This window comes from Stenotrophomonas sp. YJH_SMC_101-4 (assembly GCF_059370395.1).
Genome location: NZ_JCAFTP010000002.1, coordinates 785,574 through 805,913, shown reverse-complemented (window position 1 = coordinate 805,913; position 20,340 = coordinate 785,574). Strand labels below are relative to the sequence as shown.

Annotated in this window: 24 protein-coding genes; 4 read left to right on the top strand and 20 right to left on the bottom strand. The window is 66.5% G+C overall.

The window, feature by feature from the left end:
* Window positions 1-14: 14 nt before the first annotated feature.
* The 6 genes from hfq to rlmE all read right to left on the bottom strand — a co-directional run bounded on the left by hfq (window position 15) and on the right by rlmE (window position 5,735).
* Window positions 15-290 (bottom strand): RNA chaperone Hfq, encoded by a 276-nt coding sequence (gene hfq / locus AC5P8D_RS10045; protein WP_004152891.1) that lies wholly within the window; start codon window positions 288-290, stop codon window positions 15-17.
* Between the two features lie 96 nt (window positions 291-386).
* Window positions 387-1,340, bottom strand: coding sequence for a tRNA (adenosine(37)-N6)-dimethylallyltransferase MiaA (gene miaA / locus AC5P8D_RS10040; protein ID WP_049455332.1), 954 nt, complete (start codon window positions 1,338-1,340; stop codon window positions 387-389).
* Window positions 1,340-2,236: a dihydropteroate synthase gene (gene folP, locus AC5P8D_RS10035; protein ID WP_049455331.1), complete on the bottom strand. Its 897-nt coding sequence runs from the start codon at window positions 2,234-2,236 to the stop codon at window positions 1,340-1,342. Before folP ends, miaA begins: the two co-directional genes overlap by 1 nt.
* A gap of 574 nt (window positions 2,237-2,810) precedes the next feature.
* The gene (locus AC5P8D_RS10030) at window positions 2,811-2,996 is read right to left on the bottom strand and encodes a hypothetical protein (protein WP_049455330.1); all 186 of its coding nucleotides are present in this window, start codon (window positions 2,994-2,996) and stop codon (window positions 2,811-2,813) included.
* Window positions 2,997-3,098: 102 nt separating this feature from the next.
* Window positions 3,099-5,033, bottom strand: coding sequence for an ATP-dependent zinc metalloprotease FtsH (gene ftsH, locus AC5P8D_RS10025; protein ID WP_010485966.1), 1,935 nt, complete (start codon window positions 5,031-5,033; stop codon window positions 3,099-3,101).
* 69 nt (window positions 5,034-5,102) lie between these two features.
* Window positions 5,103-5,735 (bottom strand): 23S rRNA (uridine(2552)-2'-O)-methyltransferase RlmE, encoded by a 633-nt coding sequence (gene rlmE / locus AC5P8D_RS10020; RefSeq protein ID WP_005409014.1) that lies wholly within the window; start codon window positions 5,733-5,735, stop codon window positions 5,103-5,105.
* Window positions 5,736-5,800: 65 nt separating this feature from the next.
* On the opposite strand from rlmE, the gene yhbY reads away from it, so the two are divergent.
* Both yhbY and AC5P8D_RS10010 read left to right on the top strand, forming a co-directional pair.
* Window positions 5,801-6,106 (top strand): ribosome assembly RNA-binding protein YhbY, encoded by a 306-nt coding sequence (gene yhbY / locus AC5P8D_RS10015; protein ID WP_004152868.1) that lies wholly within the window; start codon window positions 5,801-5,803, stop codon window positions 6,104-6,106.
* 13 nt (window positions 6,107-6,119) lie between these two features.
* Complete coding sequence (locus tag AC5P8D_RS10010) at window positions 6,120-6,494, top strand: Mth938-like domain-containing protein (RefSeq protein ID WP_010485970.1); 375 nt, start codon at window positions 6,120-6,122, stop codon at window positions 6,492-6,494.
* A gap of 143 nt (window positions 6,495-6,637) precedes the next feature.
* Here AC5P8D_RS10010 and AC5P8D_RS10005 read toward each other — a convergent pair whose 3' ends face one another.
* From AC5P8D_RS10005 to surE, 4 genes are read right to left on the bottom strand one after another with little or no spacing between them, the layout of a single operon-like run.
* Window positions 6,638-7,423 (bottom strand): peptidoglycan DD-metalloendopeptidase family protein, encoded by a 786-nt coding sequence (locus tag AC5P8D_RS10005; protein ID WP_049455329.1) that lies wholly within the window; start codon window positions 7,421-7,423, stop codon window positions 6,638-6,640.
* The gene (locus tag AC5P8D_RS10000) at window positions 7,420-8,034 is read right to left on the bottom strand and encodes a YqaA family protein (protein ID WP_043402113.1); all 615 of its coding nucleotides are present in this window, start codon (window positions 8,032-8,034) and stop codon (window positions 7,420-7,422) included. Before AC5P8D_RS10000 ends, AC5P8D_RS10005 begins: the two co-directional genes overlap by 4 nt.
* A gap of 18 nt (window positions 8,035-8,052) precedes the next feature.
* Entirely contained in the window at window positions 8,053-8,730 is a 678-nt protein-coding gene (locus tag AC5P8D_RS09995) for a protein-L-isoaspartate(D-aspartate) O-methyltransferase (RefSeq protein ID WP_049435940.1), read from the bottom strand.
* Window positions 8,727-9,506: a 5'/3'-nucleotidase SurE gene (gene surE, locus AC5P8D_RS09990; RefSeq protein ID WP_010485979.1), complete on the bottom strand. Its 780-nt coding sequence runs from the start codon at window positions 9,504-9,506 to the stop codon at window positions 8,727-8,729. Before surE ends, AC5P8D_RS09995 begins: the two co-directional genes overlap by 4 nt.
* A 209-nt stretch (window positions 9,507-9,715) precedes the next feature.
* Here surE and AC5P8D_RS09985 point away from each other — a divergent pair, with 209 nt between their 5' ends.
* On the top strand, window positions 9,716-10,255 hold the full coding sequence (locus AC5P8D_RS09985; protein ID WP_005409007.1) for a Smr/MutS family protein: 540 nt from the start codon (window positions 9,716-9,718) through the stop codon (window positions 10,253-10,255).
* 123 nt (window positions 10,256-10,378) lie between these two features.
* Here the strand turns inward: AC5P8D_RS09985 and truD are convergent, their stop codons facing one another.
* The 10 genes from truD to AC5P8D_RS09935 form a co-directional block, all read right to left on the bottom strand.
* Complete coding sequence (truD, locus tag AC5P8D_RS09980) at window positions 10,379-11,410, bottom strand: tRNA pseudouridine(13) synthase TruD (protein WP_049455327.1); 1,032 nt, start codon at window positions 11,408-11,410, stop codon at window positions 10,379-10,381.
* The gene (ispF, locus tag AC5P8D_RS09975; protein ID WP_043402123.1) at window positions 11,407-11,904 is read right to left on the bottom strand and encodes a 2-C-methyl-D-erythritol 2,4-cyclodiphosphate synthase; all 498 of its coding nucleotides are present in this window, start codon (window positions 11,902-11,904) and stop codon (window positions 11,407-11,409) included. The genes truD and ispF overlap by 4 nt, the downstream gene beginning before the upstream one ends.
* Before the next feature lie 34 nt (window positions 11,905-11,938).
* The gene (ispD, locus tag AC5P8D_RS09970) at window positions 11,939-12,637 is read right to left on the bottom strand and encodes a 2-C-methyl-D-erythritol 4-phosphate cytidylyltransferase (protein ID WP_049435946.1); all 699 of its coding nucleotides are present in this window, start codon (window positions 12,635-12,637) and stop codon (window positions 11,939-11,941) included.
* The gene (gene ftsB, locus AC5P8D_RS09965) at window positions 12,634-12,987 is read right to left on the bottom strand and encodes a cell division protein FtsB (RefSeq protein ID WP_099559596.1); all 354 of its coding nucleotides are present in this window, start codon (window positions 12,985-12,987) and stop codon (window positions 12,634-12,636) included. The genes ispD and ftsB overlap by 4 nt, the downstream gene beginning before the upstream one ends.
* 4 nt (window positions 12,988-12,991) lie before the next feature.
* Window positions 12,992-14,284 (bottom strand): phosphopyruvate hydratase, encoded by a 1,293-nt coding sequence (eno, locus tag AC5P8D_RS09960; protein WP_057502983.1) that lies wholly within the window; start codon window positions 14,282-14,284, stop codon window positions 12,992-12,994.
* A 95-nt stretch (window positions 14,285-14,379) separates the two neighbouring features.
* Entirely contained in the window at window positions 14,380-14,709 is a 330-nt protein-coding gene (locus AC5P8D_RS09955; RefSeq protein WP_010485991.1) for a hypothetical protein, read from the bottom strand.
* Entirely contained in the window at window positions 14,709-15,056 is a 348-nt protein-coding gene (locus AC5P8D_RS09950) for a hypothetical protein (RefSeq protein WP_495203288.1), read from the bottom strand. Before AC5P8D_RS09950 ends, AC5P8D_RS09955 begins: the two co-directional genes overlap by 1 nt.
* Window positions 15,053-15,883 carry a 3-deoxy-8-phosphooctulonate synthase gene (kdsA, locus tag AC5P8D_RS09945; RefSeq protein ID WP_019338187.1) on the bottom strand — a complete coding sequence of 277 codons (831 nt, stop codon included), beginning with the start codon at window positions 15,881-15,883 and terminating at the stop codon, window positions 15,053-15,055. Before kdsA ends, AC5P8D_RS09950 begins: the two co-directional genes overlap by 4 nt.
* Before the next feature lie 89 nt (window positions 15,884-15,972).
* The gene (gene pyrG / locus AC5P8D_RS09940) at window positions 15,973-17,637 is read right to left on the bottom strand and encodes a CTP synthase (RefSeq protein WP_019338186.1); all 1,665 of its coding nucleotides are present in this window, start codon (window positions 17,635-17,637) and stop codon (window positions 15,973-15,975) included.
* Between the two features lie 400 nt (window positions 17,638-18,037).
* Window positions 18,038-18,271, bottom strand: coding sequence for a hypothetical protein (locus tag AC5P8D_RS09935; protein WP_010485998.1), 234 nt, complete (start codon window positions 18,269-18,271; stop codon window positions 18,038-18,040).
* Between the two features lie 172 nt (window positions 18,272-18,443).
* Here AC5P8D_RS09935 and parE point away from each other — a divergent pair, with 172 nt between their 5' ends.
* Window positions 18,444-20,333, top strand: a complete 1,890-nt coding sequence (parE, locus tag AC5P8D_RS09930) for a DNA topoisomerase IV subunit B (protein ID WP_010486000.1) — start codon at window positions 18,444-18,446, stop codon at window positions 20,331-20,333.
* Window positions 20,334-20,340: the final 7 nt, after the last annotated feature.

Sequence of the window (20,340 nt, the reverse complement as noted above, 5' to 3'; positions counted from 1 at the left end):
TCACCGCTCCGGTATTACTCGTCTGCTTCATCACCTGCCTGACCACCTTCACCCGACTGCACGTAACCACCGCCCGGACCGACCTTCACGTTGCGTGCCGGAACGACCGTGGAAATGGCGTGCTTGTAGACCATCTGACTGACCGTGTTGCGCAGCAGGACCACGAACTGGTCGAACGACTCGATCGTGCCCTGCAGCTTGATGCCGTTGACCAGGTACACCGAAACCGGCACGCGTTCGCGCCGCAGTGCGTTCAAGAAAGGATCCTGCAGCGATTGCCCCTTGGACATTGCACACTCCTGATTATTGTTCTTATTGGGTTGCCGACGGTTGCCACGGCCCCCGAGCCGCCCGCCGACCGATGATGTTACACGGCTGGCGGGGGTTCAGCGTGCGACGAAGGTCGACACCGCGCCGGCCAGGTGCTCCCTGTCCATATGGGGGTCGAACCAGCGCGCATCAAGCTCGCCACGCAGCCAGGTCAGCTGGCGCTTGGCCAGCTGGCGAGTGGCGAAGATCGCCTTGTCACGGAAACGGGCGGCATCGCCCTCGCCGTCGAGGTATTCCCAGGCTTGGCGGTAGCCGACCGCACGCACCGCCGGCAGGTCCAGCGGCGCCGTCACGGCGGCCATTTCCGGCATTGCACGCAGTGCCCGCACCTCGTCCAGGAAGCCCTGCGCCAGCATGGCGTCGAAGCGGGCCTCGATGCGCTGGTGCAGGACGGCGCGGTCACGCGGGGCCAGGATCAGTTTGAGGGTGCGTACCGGCAACGGCGCCACGCCCGGCCGACGCTGCCATTCGGTGATGGGGGTACCGGTCAGGCGGTAGACTTCCAGCGCCCGCTGGATGCGTTGCGGGTCGGTGGCATGGATGCGCGCGGCCGCTGCCGGATCGACCTCGGCCAGCTCCGCATGCAGTGCCACCCAACCACGCTCGGCCGCCTCGGCGCTGAGCGCCTCGCGCATTACCGGGTCAGCCTCCGGCATCGGCGACAGGCCCTGCAGCAGGGCCCGGAAGTACAGCCCCGTACCACCTGCCAGGATCGGCGTTTTGCCACGCGCCACGATGTCGGCCACGACCCGGCTGGCATCGGCCGCGAACTCGGCCGCCGAATAGGTCTGCCACGGATCGCGCAGGTCCAGCAGATGATGCGGCGCCTGCGCACGCTCGGCGGCGTCGGGCTTGGCCGAACCAATATCCAGATACCGGTAGACCAGCGCCGAATCGACGCTGACGATCTCGCCGTCCAGTTGCCGCGCCAGGGCGATCGCCGTGGCGGTCTTGCCACTGGCAGTCGGCCCCATCACGGCGATCGCCAGCGGCCGCCGGTCGATGCCCATCAGTCTTCGTCCGGCCAGCGGATCGACGGCGTGACATCGGCACGCGGCGTCGGCACGGCGTCGACGGCCTGCCAGATCTTCAGCGCATCAACGGTGGCCGCCACGTCATGCACGCGCACGATGCGCGCACCGCGCTGCACCGCGATCAGATGTGCGGCCACCGACGCCGCGACCCGCTCGGATGGCGTGTCGCGGCCGGTCAGTTCGCCCAGGCTGCGTTTGCGCGACAGGCCAGCCAACATCGGCACGCCCAGTTCCAGGAAGCGTTCCGAGCGCGCCAGCAGGGTCATGTTGTGGGCAGTGGTTTTGCCGAAACCGAAACCGAGATCGATCAACAGGTTCTTCTTCGCAATGCCCGCCATCTCGGCAGCGAACAGGCGCTGGACCAGGAAGCCGTGCACCTCGGCGACCACGTCGTCGTAATGTGGATCGGCCTGCATGTGGCCTGGCTCGCCCTGCATGTGCATCAGCACCACCGGCACGCCGGTTGCAGCGGCGGCGTCCAGCGCCCCGTCCTGACGCAGGCCGAAGATGTCGTTGATCATGCCGGCGCCAGCGGCCACCGCCGCGCGCATCACCTCCGGCTTGAAGGTGTCGATGCTGATCGGCACCTGGGTGCGGGCGGCCAGCTGCTCGATCACCGGAATCACCCTGCGCAGCTCATCCTGGATCGACACCGGCGCAGCGCCCGGGCGGGTCGATTCGCCGCCGATGTCGAGCAGGTCGGCGCCCTCCTCGACCAGCTTCAGACCGTGGGCGACGGCCGCCTCGGTGGTGTCGTGCGCGCCGCCATCGGAGAACGAGTCCGGGGTGACGTTGACGATGCCCATGACCTGGGCACGGTCCAGGCGCAGGATGCGGCCGGCGCAGTCGAGCTGGGGCGAGGTATCGAACATGGGCAATCCTGCTGGGACAACGAAAGGTAGTTTAGTTCGGCAGGGCGGCGCCCTGCACCCGCAGAGGCCAGAGCGACAGCAACAGCCGGAGCAACAGCGGGTTCACTGAAGAATGGCGGGGTGGGTCCGGTTGCGGGGGCCGCTGCAAGTACGTCCATGTAAGCTCGGTCGCCGCATCCATGCGGCTCACGCCCCCGCAACCGGACCCACCCCGCCTTCGACAGATTTCCGCGATCTGTTGGAACGACTATTGGGGTCAGATCCGTTTTCCTCCGGAAAACGGATCTGACCCCATATTGATTTCGACATCTGACAGAGATTCATCCATGCATGACGTGGATCTACGTGTCGACCAAGGTCGACACCTACCAACAGCTCCCGGAATCTGTCAGAGGTGGGGCGGTGTCGGAGTGCGGGGTGTCAGCCGCATGGATGCGGCTGCCAAGCCTCCATGGACGGATTTACGGCGTCCCCGCACTCCGACATCGCCCCGCCAAACCACGGAATGCACGCTGTTGCTGTTGCTGTTGCTCTGGCTCGTAGCAGGTGCAGGGCGCAGCCCTGCCAACACCCCTCAACGGCGGCGGCGCTTGCGATCCACGTACAGGGTCTTGGCGATGCTCAGCACGATGCCAACGGCGATACCCACCCCACAGCCCAGCAGCAGGTTGTCTGCGCCAAGGCCCACACCCACGCCGACCACGGTGGCGATGACCATTTCGACGGTGTGGGAAATCGGTTCGGGCTTCGGGGCGGACATGCGGGCTCCAGCGTCAGATCGGTTCTTCAGGATGGGCCGATGGCCCATAAACAACGAAGCCGGGTTACCCCGGCCTCGTCTGGTGTCACGTGCAGCGGGCCGTCAGTGCGATTCGGCCGGGCCTGCGATCGGCGGCAGCGGACGGGCGTCGCCGCCCTTGTCGTTGCCACCATCCTTGTTCGACTTGTTCCAGCCGGCCGGCGGCGGCGGATCGCGGCCCTCCATGATGGCGTCGATCTGCGGCGCGTCGATGGTCTCGTACTGCAGCAGCAGCTGCGACATCGCGTGCAGCTTGTCCAGGTTGGCCGTCATCAGCTCGGTGGTGCGTGCGTAAGCCTCGTCGAGGATGTTGCGCACTTCCTCGTCGATGCGGCGCGCGGTGTCGTTGGACACGCTCTTGTGCTGGGTGACCGAGCGCCCCAGGAACACCTCGTCATCTTCTTCGCCATAGGCAATCGGGCCGAGCTGGTCGGACAGGCCCCACTTGGTGACCATGTTGCGAGCCATCTTGGTGGCGCGTTCGATGTCGTTGGAGGCGCCCGTGGTGACCTTGTCGGCACCGAAGATCAGCTCCTCCGCCACACGACCACCGTACAGCGAGCACAGCTGCGACTTGATCGCCACGCGGTTCATCGAATACTTGTCGCCTTCCGGCAGGTACATGGTCACACCCAGCGCACGGCCGCGCGGAATGATGGTGACCTTGTAGACCGGGTCGTGCTCGGGCACCAGGCGGCCGACGATGGCGTGACCGGCCTCGTGGTAGGCGGTGAGCGTCTTCTCTTCTTCGCTCATGGCCATCGAGCGGCGCTCGGCACCCATCAGGATCTTGTCGCGGGCACGGTCGAAGTGGTCCATGCGGACTTCCTTCTCGTTGCCACGCGCAGCGAACAGGGCGGCCTCGTTGCAGAGGTTGGCCAGGTCGGCGCCGGAGAAGCCCGGGGTACCGCGCGCGATCACCATCGGCTCGACATCGTCGGCCAGGGGCAGCTTGCGCATGTGGACCTTCAGGATGTGCTCGCGGCCCTTCACGTCCGGCAGGCCGACCACGACCTGGCGGTCGAAACGGCCCGGACGCAGCAGCGCCGGGTCCAGCACGTCCGGACGGTTGGTCGCGGCGATCACGATCACGCCTTCGCCGCCTTCAAACCCGTCCATCTCGACCAGCAGCTGGTTCAGGGTCTGCTCGCGCTCGTCGTGACCGCCGCCCAGGCCGGCGCCACGGTGGCGACCGACGGCGTCGATTTCGTCGATGAAGATGATGCACGGCGCGTGCTTCTTGGCCTGCTCGAACATGTCGCGCACGCGGCTGGCGCCGACGCCGACGAACATTTCAACGAAGTCCGAACCGGAGATCGAGAAGAACGGCACCTTGGCTTCGCCGGCGATGGCCTTGGCCAGCAGCGTCTTGCCGGTACCCGGCGGGCCCACCATCAGCACGCCGCGCGGAATCTTGCCGCCCAGCTTGGTGAACTTGGACGGGTCGCGCAGGAAGTCGACCAGTTCACCCACTTCTTCCTTGGCCTCGTCGCAGCCGGCGACGTCGGCGAAGGTGACCTTGATCTGGTCTTCGCCCTGCAGCTTGGCGCGCGACTTGCCGAAGGACATCGCGCCCTTGGCACCGCCGCCACCGCCCTGCATCTGGCGCATGATGAACAACCAGAAGCCGATGATCAGGATGACCGGCAGGAAATTCATCAGGATCGCGCCGAGGGAAATGCCGCTGGACGGCTCCTCCTGCACGATCTCCACGTTCTTGGTGCGCAGCACGTTGATCAGGTCACGATCGAACGGCGCGGTGATGGTGGACGACTGCCCACCGCGGGTGGTGTAGGTCAGCTGGCTGGTGCCGCCGCGCATGTCGCCGCCGAAGGCGACCTTCTGCACGTTGCCGCTGTCCACCTGGTCCAGGAACTGCGAATACGACGCGCCCTGCGCCCCGGCCCCGGAGGACTTGGGCGAGAAGCTCTGGAAGACCACCATCAGCACGACGGCGACGACCACCCATAGCAGGAGGTTCTTGGTCAAGTCGTTCATCCTCATTGGCTCCGGTGTTCCTCTCAGTGCTGGCGTTGCGTTGGGGTCGAACTTGCGTACGTTGCGAGCTTACTTCATGTGGGCGCGTTTTCCCTGACCCAAGGCATACACCTCGGGAGAGCGCTTGCGCGAGGCTTCCGGCTTGCGGATGGAGACTTTGTCGTACCGGCGGCGCATGTCGCGCACGTAGTCGTCAAAGCCCTCGCCCTGGAACAGCTTGATCAGGAATGCCCCACCGGTTTTCAGGTGGTTGTCGGCAAAATCCAGGGCCAGCTCCGCCAGGTGCATCATCCGCGGCTGGTCGACCGCGCCCACACCACTCTTATTGGGGGCCATGTCCGACAGCACAAGGTCTACCGGCTGATCCCCGAGCATGGCTTCAAACTGCGATAGAACGGCTTCTTCCCTGAAGTCACCATGAAGGAACTCGACGCCGGCCAGCGGCGGCATGTCCAGGATGTCCAGGGCCAGCACGCGGCCGGTGTCGCCGATCTGTCTCCGAACCTGCTGAGACCAGCCGCCCGGGGCCGCGCCGAGGTCGACCACCACCATGTGCGGCTTCAGCAACCGGTCACGTTCCAGCAGCTCTTCGAGCTTGTAGGCGGCGCGCGAACGCATGCCTTCGGCCTGGGCCTTCTTCACGAAGGGGTCGGAGAAGTGTTCCTTGAGCCAGCGCTGGCTGCTTTTGCTGCGGGTAGCCATTGAAAATAGGGGCTGATGGGGTCCTCATGATACCCTGATCGCCCCATTCAACCGTGTTTTCCTGCATGTCCATCGCCCTGACCGCTTCCCAGACCCGTTTCCTGCGCGGCCAAGCCCACGACCTGAAGGCCCTGCTGCAGACCGGCGGCAAGGGTGTGACCCCGGCCTTCATCGCTGAGCTGAACGAAGTGCTGGAGCGCCACGAGCTGGTCAAGGTGAAGGTCGCTGCCGAAGACCGCGACGCCCGTGACGTGATGATCGGCGAGATCGTCGAAGCCACCGAAAGCGCGCTGGTGCAGCGCATCGGCCACGTCGCCGTGCTGTACCGCCCGAGCAAGGAACAGCGACAGATCGTGCTGCCGCGCGGCTGATCGCCCTACTGCCATGCAGCTGAACCACGAACCGCCGGATTACGCCTACAGCCTGCGCGCCGCCGATGGCCGCTCGGCCCGGGTCAACGAGCTGGTGCTGGGCAGCAGCTTCTTCCTGACCCCGGACCAGCTGGTCGAGCGCTGGCCGGTGAAGCAGGCCACCGAACTGCAGCTGGCCGACCTGGAGCCGATCCTGGCGCTGAACCCGGCGCTGATCGTGCTCGGCACCGGTGACCGCCAGGTGTTCCCGCCGGCGGTGGTGATGGCCGCCTGCCTGTCACGCGGCATCGGCCTGGAAGTGATGAACAATCCGGCCGCCGCACGCACCTTCAACATCCTGGCTGGCGAAGGCCGCAAGGTCGCCGCCGCCTTCATTCTCGAAGGCTGACGTGGCGTCGCCGGGCATGGCCCGGCAGTGCCCTGGATCACACCTACTCTGTAGCGCCCGAGCCCATGCTCGGGCGGCGCCGCGTCGCGGCGCGGCGCGGAAAGCCGCCGGGCGTGACCCGGCGCTACCCGATCACACGGTGATCAGCGTGCCGGCAGATACTGCTGCGGGTCGACCGGCTTGCCGTTGTAACGAATCTCGAAGTGGACCATGTCGCGGTTCGCACCGGTACGGCCCATTTCGGCGATCTGCTCGCCAGCCTTCACGCTCTGCCCTTCATTGACCAGGCGCTTGCGGTTGTGACCATAGGCGGACAGCCACTGGTCGCTGTGCTTGATGATGATCAGTTCGCCGTAGCCGACCAGGCCGGCACCGGAGTACACCACCACGCCATTGGCGGTGGCCTTGACCGGCTGGCCGCTGGTGCCGGCGATGTCCACGCCCTGCTTGGTCGCGTCACCGGCCACGTAGCGGCCGACGATCGCGCCATCGGCTGGCCAGCGCCAGGCGATGTTGCTCTTCACCGGCCCGACCGGCGCCGGGGCCGGCGCGGTGCTGCCGCCACTGCTGCCAGCCGAACGCGGCGGGGTGACCACCGTGGTCGGCGCACGGCCGCTGGTGGCCCCCTGCGGATACAGGCGGATCACCTGGCCGGGGTAGATGGTCGACGGGTTGTCCAGACGATTCCAGGCAATCAGGTCGGCCGGGGTGATGTCATGGATGCGGGCCAGCGCATAGATGGTGTCGCCCTTGCGCACCACCACGGTCTGCCCGGGCTTGGGCACCGAGGTCTTCGGCGTGGTCACACCACTGGCGGTGCTGCCACCACCCGGGCGGACCACAGTGGCGGTGCCGCAGGCGGCCAGGGTGGAAACCAGCAACGCCAGCGCGCCGATGCGCACTCCCTTGCTCTGACGATCAGGACTCATGCGAACTTCGACCTCCATACAAGCCAGGCGATCAGCACCACCACCAACGCGGTGGCGATCCAGCCCAGCGGTTCAATCCAGCGACGCAGTGCCGCTTCGGCACGCGCACCACCGATACGGATGACCGCAGCCAGCACGAACACGCGCTTGCCGCGACCGATCAGCATGCTCAGCAGGTACTGCGGCATCGGTACGCCGACGATACCCGATGCCCACGTGAAGACCTTCATCGGGATGGGCATGAATCCGCCCAGCACCAGGAAGGTGAACACCGCCCAGGGCGACTCGGCCATCTTCGCCTGCACGGTGATGATGCCCTGCTCGATCGCCGGCAGCATGCCCAGCGCTTCGAACAGCGGCTTGATCGCCTCGAAGGCGTAATGACCCAGTGCATAGCCAACCAGCGCGCCGACCATCGAGCCGGCCAGGCTGAGGGTGGCGAACCACCAGCCGCGCTTGGGCTGGGCCACGCACATCGGCGCCAGCATCACCTCCGGCATCACCGGGAAGATGATCGCCTCGAAGAAGCTCAACACCGTCAGGTAGGTCGGCGCGCGTTCGTGCGCCGCCCACTTCATCGCCCGCTCGTACAGCGGCCCGAAAATCTTCATGCAACCCTGCTCCGTGGATTAGTCGAGCATGCCAGACAGCAGCGGCACGAACGTGACCGGCGCCAGCACGTGTTGTTCGATGCTGCCGTCGGCCTTGCGGTCCAGCTGTACCAGCGACTGCGCTCCGGGGCCACCGACCGGCGCCACCAGGCGGCCGCCCCCGGCCAGCTGCTCGATCAGGGCGTCGACCAGTGCCGGCGCCGCCGCAGTGACCACGATGGCATCGAACGGACCGTGCTCGGCCCAACCGACGCGGCCGTCGTCATGCTTGGTGCGGATGTTCATGCCCAGCGCACGGAAGCGCTTGCGGGCCTGGCGCAGCAGATCGCCGATGCGCTCCACGGTGTAGACCTCCAGGCCCAGCGCACCGAGGATGGCGGCCTGGTAACCGGAACCGGTGCCGACTTCCAGCACCCGCTTCGGCGCGACCTGGAGCACCGCCTCGGTCATCCGCGCGACCACCCAGGGTTGCGAGATGGTCTGGCCGTGGCCGATCGGCAGCGCGGTGTCTTCATACGCGCGCGAGGCCAGTGCCTCGTCGATGAACAGATGGCGCGGCACCACCCGGATCGCGTTCAAGGTCGGCTCGTCGACGATCCCGGCTTCGCGAAGGCGGTCGACCAGGCGGTCACGCACGCGCTGCGAGGTCATGCCGATACCGACGGCTTCCGGTTGCAGGCGCAGGCGTGGGCTCATGCCGGCTGGTCCAGCGCCGCACTGAGGCCGCCAACCCAGCTGGCCACCTTCTCCAGTGCCTGGTAGCGGGTCAGGTCGACCTGGATCGGAGTGATCGAGATGTGGCCGGTGCGCACCGCATGGAAATCGGTGCCGGGACCGGAGTCCTGCTCACGACCGGCCGGGCCGATCCAGTACACCTCGTTGCCGCGCGGATCCTTCTGCGCGATGCAGCCTTCGGCGCGATGGCGGTTCCCCAGGCGGGTGACCTCGAAGCCCTTGACCTCGCTCCACGGCAGATCCGGCACGTTGACGTTGAGGATGGTGTCAGCCGGCAACGGATCGGCCTTGAGCCGGGCGACGATCTCCACCGCGGCGCGCGCAGCAGTCTCGAAGTGCTTCGGATCATGGTTGCGGGTAACCAGCGAGACCGCCACCGCCGGCAGGCCGAGGAAGCGGCCTTCCATCGCCGCCGAGACGGTGCCGGAATAGATCACGTCATCGCCGAGGTTGGCGGCGTTGTTGATGCCGGACACGACAATGTCGGGTTCGAACTCGAGCAGCCCGGTCAGCGCCAGGTGCACGCAGTCGGTCGGGGTGCCGGCCACCGAGACGGTGTAATGGTCGATGCGCTTGAGGCGGATCGGCAGGTCCAGGGTCAGCGAATTGCTGGCGCCGGAGCGATCGCGGTCGGGTGCCACCACCGTGACTTCGTGTCCGGCCTCGCGCAGCACCGAAGCAAGCATCCGGATGCCTGCGGCGTCGACGCCATCGTCGTTACTGACCAGGATTCGCATCTTCGATTTAACCGCTTGATTTTTCAAGAATTCGATTCCATCACCGTGCAGTGTGGGCGGGACCGTCGTACTCCCCTGCGGAAGCCGTCGACCCTGCAAGGGCATCGTCTATTGTGCCGCATGCGAGCCGCTGGTCCTACCCTGCCGGCGGTCACGGCCGACATCGAACCGTCATAGGCAGACCTGCGCCGGCGGTTTACCCTGTGCGCATGTCGCACCCTGAAGATGAAGATCCGGCCGCATTGTTCCGTGCAGCCATCGGCGAAGTGACGCCGCTGCGCAAGGATGCCGAGCCGGCACCGGCTGCGCCCCGGCCGAAGCCGCGCGCGCGCATGGCCGAACGTGACGAGGCCGAAGCCGCCGGCGAGTTCGCCCGGCTGCTGCGCGACAGCACGCCGCTGGAAGCCGGCGACGTGGCCAGCTATCGCCGCGACAACCTGCCACCACGCCTGTTCCAGCGCCTCAAGCGTGGCCAGTACTCGGTACAGGACGAACTGGACCTGCACGGCGCCACCGCCGCGCAGGCGGAGACGCTGCTGCGCCAGTTCCTGCTGGAGGCGCATGCACACGAGTATGGCTGCGTGCGCATCATCCACGGCAAGGGCCTGCAGTCCGATGGCGGTGCGCCGGTGCTGAAGAACCTGGTTGATCGCCTGCTGCGGCTGCGCAACGACGTGCTGGCCTTCCATTCGGCGCCGACCGGGCAAGGCGGCACCGGCGCGGTACTGGTGCTGCTGGCACGGCGGTGAAAAAAGGGGACACCATGTGTCCAGGTAGAGTCGACTGTCAGTCGACTGCTCTTCCAGCGGCAAGCGAATACCGCGCGCTGCGCGCGCAAGTCGACTGACAGTCGACTCTACCGCGCGCCCTGCTCAGGCCTGCGAGGCGTCTTCGACCGGGCCGAGCTCGTGCAGCACGGCGGTGGCGTAGCAGCCCGGCGGCAGCGCGAACGACAACTCCAGCACGTCATCGGCCAGCCATTGGTGCTGCAGCAGCGCCGGGCGCAGGCGCAGCGCGCGGCGCTCCTGCTTCAGGCGCGCGTCTTCCAGGCCGGCCCGCAGTGCCTTCGACTCTTCGTCGTCCAGCGCGGCCAGCTCCAGCTCGCGTGCCGCATCGGTGCTGCGCAGCTCGCCTTCGCCCCACAGCGGCGCGCTGGGATGGATGTCGAAACGCGCCAGGCGCTCGGCCAGCACGTCGGTGTACGGCTCGGGTCCGAACACGCTGCGGCTGCCATCGAGCATCCACACTTCGCCCTCCAGCGGCTGATCCCAGTTGCCCTGCTCCACGCGCGCGGCCAGCACGCGGTTGAACAGCGCCGAACGCGCGGCTGACAGCAGCAACGAACGCTGATCCTTGCGCATGCGGCGGCCACCGAACATCGCCAGTGCCGCCGGCACGTTGCCGCCGTCGCGGCCAAAGCGCTGCTCGCCGAACCAGTTCGGCAGGCCGCGCTCGGCAACCTGCTGCAGGCGTTCGCTGATCGCTGCGGCATCGCCCTGCACTTCACGCAACACCAGCTTGAAACGGTTGCCGGCCAGTGCGCCACGCTGCAGCTTGCGGTTATGCCAGGTCGCGTCGAGCACTTCGATCTCATCACTGGCCAACTCGGCCAGGTCCGGCGCAATGCGCTTGGGCAGGTGCACGCTGAAACGCTGGGTGGTGACCGCGTGGCGATCCTTCATGCCGGCGTAGCTGACCGCCATTTCCGGCAGGCCGGCCCACTTGGCCAGCACCTTGGCCACATGCACGGTGTTCGCGCCGCGCTTGCGGATATGCAGCAGCAGGTGCTCACCTTCGCCGGTGGCCTCGAAGGCCGGCAGCTCGTCGACCTGGAAATCGTCCGGCGTGGTGCGGATGCGCGCTGTGAGCAATGGCGCACCGAATGCAAGCGGCAGCGGAATCATGCGGCCACCAGCAGCACCACGGCCTGCGCGGCGATGCCTTCACCACGGCCGGTGAAGCCCAGCTTTTCCGAGGTGGTGGCCTTGACGCTGACCGCATCCAGCGGCAACTGCAGCAGCTCGCCGATGCGCTCACGCATGGCCAGCGCATGCGGGCCAACCTTGGGCCGCTCGCAGATCACGGTGATGTCGGTGTTGCCGACACGCCAGCCACGCTCACGCAGCAGGCTGTCGCAGTGGCGCACGAAATCACTGCTGTCGGCGCCCTTCCAGCGGCTGTCGCTTGGCGGGAAATGCTGGCCGATGTCACCCAGCGCCAGTGCGCCCAGCATCGCGTCGCACAGAGCGTGCAGGATCACGTCGCCGTCGCTGTGGGCGAGCACGCCGCAGCTGTGCGGTACGTTCACGCCGCCGAGCATGATGTGATCGCCTTCACCGAAGGCATGGACGTCATAGCCCTGGCCGATGCGGACGGGCGGGAAAGGTGCGGTGCTCATGGATGCAACCCTTGCAGCAGGGCCGCGCGGGCAATCAGCTGGCGCGGCGGGAAAGTACGAATTCGAACCGGTCCAGATCGGCCGGGGTGGTGACCTTGAAGTTGTCCTCACTGCCTTCCACCAGCAGCGGGCGCTGGCCCTGGCGCTCCATGGCCATGGCCTCGTCGGTGACTTCAACACCGGCGGCAGCAGCGTCGGACAGCGCGCGGCTGAGCTGGTGGCGACGGAACAGCTGCGGGGTCAGTGCGCGCCACAGGCGCTCGCGCGGCTCGGTGCCGTCGATGCCACCGTCGTCGCCTGCACGCTTGAGCGTGTCGCGCACCGGGGCGGCCAGGATCGCGCCAACCGGGTCGGCACGGCCGACTTCAAGCAGGCGGCCGAGATCGGCCAGGGACAGGTTCGGTCGCGCCGCATCGTGGACCAGCACGAACTCATCGGCGCGCACCGACTCCGGCAACGCCTGCAACCCGGCCAGCACCGAGGCGGCACGGGTCGCACCCCCGACACAGGTCAGCACCGGCTTGCCCGCCCACTCGTTCCAGCCCGGCCAGTCGGCGTCGTCCTGGCCGATCACCACCATCGCACCGGCCACGGCCGGGTGCGCCAGCAGGGCGTCCAGGGTATGGGCGAGCAGGATCTGTCCACCTGCCTGCAGGTACTGCTTGGGCAACGGCGCGCCGAAGCGGGTGCCACGGCCAGCAGCAGGAACCACGACCCAGATCGCCGCACTCATGGCACGTCCGCCGGGTGTTCGCCGACCTGCGCGCTGACACCTGCCGCAGGCTGCGCCGGATGCACCGGCACATCCTCGACCACGCGGTAGAACTTTTCGCCAGGCTTGATCATGCCCAGCTCGCTGCGCGCGCGTTCCTCGATGGCGGACTGGCCTTCCTTGAGGTCCTTCACTTCGGCAGCCAGCGCATCATTGCGCTGCTGCAGGCCCTCATTGTCCCGCTCCTGGTTGGCGACCTGGGCTTCGAGCATCATCACTTCACCCGAATTGCCCGGACCGAACCAGAAGCGGTACTGCAGCCAGCCCAGCAGCAGGGCCAGCACCAGCAGCATCCAGCGCCAGTCGCGCATCGGCTCAGCGCTTCAGCGAAACGAACGCGTCACGACCGGCGTAACGCGCGCCGGCGCCGAGGGCTTCCTCGATGCGCAGCAGCTGGTTGTACTTGGCCACGCGATCGCTGCGGCACAGCGAGCCGGTCTTGATCTGGGTGGCGGTGGTGGCCACGGCGATGTCGGCGATGGTGGTGTCTTCGGTTTCGCCGGAACGGTGCGAGACCACGGCGGCATAGCCGGCGCGATCGGCCATGGCGATCGCTTCCAGGGTTTCGCTCAGGGTACCGATCTGGTTGACCTTGATCAGGATCGCGTTGGCGGTGCCCGAGTCGATGCCTTCCTGGAAGATCTTCGGGTTGGTCACGAACAGGTCGTCGCCGACCAGCTGCACCTTCTTGCCGATGCGGTCGGTCAGCAGCTTCCAGCCGGCCCAGTCGTTCTCGGCCAGGCCATCTTCAATGGTGATGATCGGGTACTGCGCGGCCCAGTCGGCGAGGAAGTCGACGAACTGCTCGGAGGTCAGGCGCTTGTTCTCGCCGACCAGGTTGTACTTGCCGTTCTCGAAGAACTCGCTGGAAGCCACGTCCAGGCCCAGCAGCACGTCTTCACCGGCGGTGTAGCCGGCCTTGCCGATCGCTTCGAGGATGGTGTCCAGCGCTTCGACGTTGCTGCGGAAGTCCGGCGCGAAGCCGCCTTCGTCGCCGACCGCCGTGCTCAGGCCGTGGCCCTTCAGCACCGACTTCAGCGAATGGAAGATTTCGGTACCGGCGCGCAGCGCTTCGGAGAACGAGGTGAAGCCGACCGGCAGCACCATGAACTCCTGGAAGTCGACGTTGTTGTCGGCATGCGCACCGCCGTTGATGATGTTCATCATCGGCACCGGCAGCGACGGGCTCACGCCGGTCTTGGCGGCCAGATACTGCCACAGTGCCTGCTTGCTCGATGCGGCGGCGGCGTGCGCTGCGGCCATCGAAACACCCAGCAGTGCGTTGGCGCCGAGGCGGCCCTTGTTCTCGGTGCCGTCGAGGTCGATCAGGCGACGGTCGAGGCCGGCCTGGTCGGTGGCCTCGACGCCCTTCAGCGCGGCGGCAATCGTGGTGTTGACGTTGTCGACGGCCTTGCGCACGCCCTTGCCCAGGTAACGGGTCTTGTCGCCGTCACGCAGCTCGACCGCTTCCTTGGTGCCGGTCGAGGCGCCGGAGGGAACCGCGGCACGACCGAACGAACCGTCCTCCAGGATGACTTCGGCTTCCAGCGTGGGGTTGCCACGACTGTCGAGGATTTCACGGGCGTGGATGCTGCGGATCGTACTCATGGTCGGACCGGTTACCTGTCTGGAGAGGGGCGACAAAACGAATGCCGCGTGATTATCCCCGGCTGCCCGCCACTTGCCAAATGGAATGGGCGGCTTCAGCCCCAGCTGGACCCGATCACGATCAGCACCAGCGACACCAACATCACCAGCAACGCACCGGCAATCGCCGCCAGGATGGGGCCACGCCGCCGTCGCCAGGCCAGCACCATCGCCACCGGGCTGCCCAGGAAGGACAGCACCATCGTGACCAGCGCGCCCAGCAACCACCACTGCGTGGCCTGCACGCCGTTGTTTCCGTCCCCCGGCGGCCGGAAACTGGCGGTGAAGGCCAGCACGCCCACCACAAGGGCCATCCAGGTCAACACGGCCAGGCCCAGAGCGATCAGCCCCCATGGCCAGCCGCGCGCCGACGTGGTCGTATTCATCAAAGCACTCCGTAGAACAGGGCGCCGAACCACAGCGACAGCAGGATGATCGCCAGGCCAGCCATCACCTTGCCACGATTCAGCCGCCAGGCCAGTACAGCAGCAGTGATGCAACCTACGGCCGCCACCAACTCCGCGACCAGCAGCGCAATGAAGTACGCGCGCAGATTGAGCCCGCTGCCACCATCACCCGGTGGCCGCACGGATGCGGCGCCGATCAGCACCAGCCCGAACATGCCCACGGTGAACAGCACGGCCAGGCCCAGTGCAATCAGGCCCCAGGGCCCCTGTTTCCAGTGCCGGCGGCGGCGCTGGGCCTCCAGCGCCCGCCACGGGTCACGACTCACGCGAAACGCGAGAAGCCGTGCTTCTTGGTCACCGCGTCAAGCTCCATCAGGGTCTCGAGCAGCGCTTCCATCTGGTCCAGCGGCCATGCATTGGGGCCATCGGACAGGGCCTTGGACGGGTCCGGATGGGTCTCGGCGAACAGGCCGGAGATGCCCACCGCCACCGCGGCACGGGCCAGCACCGGCACGTGTTCGCGCTGACCGCCCGAACTGGTGCCCTGCCCACCCGGCAGCTGCACCGAATGGGTGGCGTCGAACACCACCGGGCAACCGGTATCGCGCATCACTGCCAGCGAGCGCATGTCACTGACCAGGTTGTTGTAGCCGAAGCTGGCACCACGCTCGCAGACCATGATCTGCTCGTTGCCGGTGGCCTTGGCCTTCTCCACGACCGGCTTCATGTCCCACGGCGCCAGGAACTGGCCCTTCTTGATGTTGACCGGCTTGCCGGCCGAGCACACCTTGCGGATGAAGTCGGTCTGGCGGACCAGGAACGCCGGGGTCTGCAGCACGTCCACCACCGAGGCCACTTCATCCATCGGGGTGTATTCGTGGACGTCGGTCAGCACCGGCACGCCGATCTGCTTCTTCACTTCGGCCAGGACCTTCAGGCCTTCTTCCATGCCCGGGCCGCGGAAGGCGGTGCCCGAGGTGCGATTGGCCTTGTCGAAGCTGGACTTGAAGATGAAGTTGACGCCGAGCTTGTCGGTGATCTCCTTCAGCTTGCCGGCGGTATCAAGCTGCAGCTGCATCGACTCGATTACGCAGGGGCCGGCGATCAGGAACAGGGGCTGGTCCAGCCCGACCTCGAATCCACACAGTTTCATGGCGTTTCCTTGTTGTCCGCAGCACCGGCCGGGCCGGTGCGATGGGGGTTGAAGCATGCAGGATGGGGACCGAAGCCCCCATTCACAAGTCAGGCGCGCGCTTCGGAAAGCAGCTTGCCACCGGCCTTGCGCTCGCGCGCGGCACGGATGAAACCGATGAACAGCGGGTGGCCGTCACGCGGCGTGGACAGGAATTCCGGGTGCGCCTGGCAGGCCAGGAACCACGGGTGCGCATCGCGCGGCAGCTCAACCACTTCCACCAGGGTGTCGTCCATCGACTTGCCGGCGATCACCAGGCCGGCGTCTTCCAGCTGGGTGCGGTAACGGTTGTTGAACTCGTAGCGGTGGCGGTGGCGCTCGGCGACCACGTCCTTGCCGTACAGCTCGCGGGCCAGCGTGCCCGGCTTCAGGCGCTGCTCCTGCAGGCCCAGGCGCATGGTGCCACCCAGGTCGCTCTTGTCGTCGCGCTTCTCGACATCACCGGTGGCGGTACGCCATTCGGTGATCAGGCCGATCACCGGGTTCGGCGACTGGCGGTCGTTCTCGGTGCTGTTGGCGCCCTCCAGGCCGACCACGTTGCGCGCGTAATCGACCACGGCCGCCTGCATGCCGTAGCAGATGCCGAAGTACGGCACGTGCTGCTCGCGGGCGAACTTCGAAGTCTGCACCTTGCCTTCGAAACCACGGTCACCGAAGCCACCCGGCACCAGGATGCCGTCAACATCGGCCAGTGCGGCCATGTCGGTGCCTTCCAGGTCCTGTGCTTCCAGCCACTTCAGGTTGACCTTGGTGCGCTGGCGCAGGCCGCCATGCTTGAGTGCTTCACCGACCGACTTGTAGGCGTCCTGATGGTCCACGTACTTGCCGACTACGGCGATGGTCACTTCGTCCAACGGATGCAGGGTCGCGTCGACCGCGTCTTCCCACATCGACAGGTCGACCGGACCCGCCTTGTCAGCCAGCTTCAGCTGGTTGACCACGATTTCGTCCAGGCCCTGCGCGTGCAGGCCCGACGGAATGCGGTACAGCACGTCCACGTCCGGCACGCTGATCACCGCGCGCTCGGAAACGTTGGTGAACTGGGCGATCTTGCGGCGCTCCGAATCCGGCACCGCCTGCTCGGAGCGGCACAGCAGCACGTCCGGCTGGATGCCGATCGAGCGCAGTTCCTTCACCGAGTGCTGGGTCGGCTTGGTCTTCAGCTCACCGGCGGCGCCGATGTACGGCACCAGGGTGAGGTGCATGAACAGCGCCTTCTCCGGGCCACGCTCGGTGCGCACCTGGCGGATCGCCTCCAGGAACGGAAGCGACTCGATGTCGCCGACGGTACCGCCGATCTCGACCAGCGCCACGTCGTAGCCTTCGGTGGCTTCGTCGATGCAACGGCGGATTTCATCGGTGATGTGCGGAATGACCTGCACGGTCGCGCCCAGGTAGTCGCCGCGGCGCTCCTTGCGGATCACGTTCTCGTAGATGCGGCCGGTGGTGACCGAGTTCTTGCGGCTCAGGCGGGTGCGCACGAAGCGCTCGTAGTGGCCCAGGTCGAGGTCGGTCTCGGCGCCGTCGTCGGTGACGTAGACCTCACCGTGCTGGAACGGGCTCATGGTGCCCGGGTCGACGTTGATGTACGGGTCGAGCTTCATCATCGTGACCTTCAGGCCACGGGCTTCAAGAATGGCGGCCAGTGACGCAGCGGCAATGCCTTTGCCGAGCGAGGACACCACGCCGCCGGTTACGAAAATCAAGGGAGTCATGGCTGCAAGCATCCTGTCTGGAAATGGAAAACGGCAGCACCACGCGCGCCCGGAGGGCAGGCATGGTGCTCAGAGGGGGTTTTCCGGTTCGCTGGGACAGCGAGGGAGGTGCGGATCCGTGCGGCGGCAGGCGCCGGACCGGGACCACCGTGCGAGGTCGGGGCGGCCGTGCCGGTCAAATCGACCGTCACCTGCGACCCGCCATGCTGGAAGCCACGCTTGGCCGCTCCAGCCCATTCGCAAAGGGTGGACACGCACTTACTCCCGGAAAGCCATAGTTTACAGATTGATGGCCGCCAACCCAAGAGGCAGATGGCACGCCACTAAAAAGAAACGCCCCGCAATGCGGGGCGTTCCGGAGCGCAGCCCTTGTCGCAAGGGCGCCTGGCAGGTTGCGGGATCAGCGCTTCTTGCGCGCTTCCTCTTCCTCTTCCTGCTGCGGGGCCGGCTGGCCCTGCGCCTTCATTTCGGCATTGGCCTGGGCCCGACGCTTGGCCTTGGCATCGGCCTCGGCCTGCGCCTTGTCGGCCTGGTCACCCTGCTGCGGGGCCGGCTGGCCGGCGTTCTGCGCCATCACCAGCGGCACCGCAACGGCGGCAGCGGCCAGGATCGCAATGGTCAGCAACTTCTTCATGAGGTCCTCCTCGCGGTACGGCTTGGATGTTTCGACCCAACGGGGGTCGCCGGCGTTCAGATTCCAGCGGCTGCCATTTTACCCCCTCTGCGTCGCCGAGACTGAACCGCAGGCGTGCAAAATCCCGTGCCAGACCCCACACTTGCCCGTCGCTCCAAGCTTTCGAAGACAGATGAACGCCCGTTATAACGCCGCCGATATTGAAGTCCTGTCCGGCCTTGACCCGGTCAAGCGCCGTCCCGGCATGTATACCGACACCGCGCGCCCGAACCACCTGGCGCAGGAAGTGATCGACAACTCGGTGGACGAGGCCCTCGCCGGCCACGCCCGCTCGATCGAGATCACCCTGTACAAGGACGGCAGCGTGGAGGTCAGCGATGACGGCCGCGGCATGCCGGTGGACATCCATCCGGAAGAGAAGATCCCGGGCGTCGAGCTGATCCTCACCCGCCTGCACGCCGGCGGCAAGTTCAGCAACAACAACTACACTTTCTCCGGCGGCCTGCACGGCGTCGGCGTCAGCGTGGTCAACGCGCTGTCGACCCTGGTGGAAGTGCACATCAAGCGCGAAGGTGCCGAACACCGCATCACCTTCCGCAACGGCGACCGTGCCACCCCGCTGGAAGTGGTCGGCAGCGTCGGCAAGAAGAACACCGGTACCCGCGTGCGCTTCTGGCCCGACCCGAAGTACTTCGACACGCCCAAGTTCGCGGTGCGCGCGCTCAAGCACCTGCTGCGCGCCAAGGCCGTGCTGTGCCCGGGCCTGACCGTGAAGCTGACCGACGAAGCCACCGGTGAAGTCGATACCTGGTACTACGAAGACGGCCTGCGCGATTACCTGAAGCTGGAACTGGGCGATCGCGAGATGCTGCCGGCCGAGCTGTTCGTCGGCAACCTGAAGAAGGACACCGAAATTGTTGACTGGGCCGTGGCCTGGCTGCCGGAAGGCGAGCTGGTGCAGGAAAGCTACGTCAACCTGATTCCCACTGCCCAGCACGGCACCCACGTCAACGGCCTGCGTACCGGCCTGACCGAGGCGCTGCGCGAGTTCTGCGACTTCCGCAACCTGCTGCCGCGTGGCGTCAAGCTGGCCCCGGAAGACGTGTGGGACCGCGTGTCGTTCGTGCTGTCGCTGAAGATGACCGACCCGCAGTTCAGCGGCCAGACCAAGGAACGCCTGTCCTCGCGCCAGGCTGCTGGCTTCATCGAAGGCGCCGCCCACGATGCCTTCAGCCTGCTGCTGAACCAGAACGTGGAACTGGGCGAGAAGATCGCCCAGATCGCCATCGAACGCGCCAGTGCGCGCCTGAAGACCGAAAAGCTGGTCGTCCGCAAGAAGGTCACCCAGGGCCCGGCCCTGCCCGGCAAACTGGCCGACTGCATCAGCCAGGACCTGTCGCGCACCGAGCTGTTCCTGGTGGAGGGTGACTCGGCAGGCGGCAGCGCCAAGCAGGCTCGCGACAAGGACTTCCAGGCGATCCTGCCGCTGCGCGGCAAGATCCTCAATACCTGGGAAGTATCCTCCAACAGCGTGCTGGCGTCGGAGGAAGTGCACAACCTGGCCGTGGCCATCGGCTGCGACCCGGGCAAGGACGACATTGCCGGCCTGCGCTATGGCAAGGTCATCATCCTGGCCGACGCGGACTCGGACGGCCTGCACATCGCTACCCTGCTCACCGCACTGTTCCTCAAGCACTTCCCGGCGCTGGTCGATGCCGGCCACGTGTTCGTGGCCATGCCGCCGCTGTTCCGCATCGACGTGGGCAAGCAGGTGTTCTACGCCCTGGACGAGGAAGAAAAGCGCTCGATGCTGGACAAGATCGAACGCGAGAAGATCAAGGGTGCGATCAACGTCACCCGCTTCAAGGGCCTCGGCGAGATGAATCCGCCACAGCTGCGCGAGTCGACCATCCACCCCGACACCCGCCGCCTGGTGCAGTTGACCGTGGACGATCGCGAGCAGACGAGCTCGCTGATGGACATGCTGCTGGCCAAGAAGCGTGCGTCCGACCGCAAGGGCTGGCTGGAGTCGAAGGGCGACCTGGCTTCGCTGGAAGTCTGACTCCCGC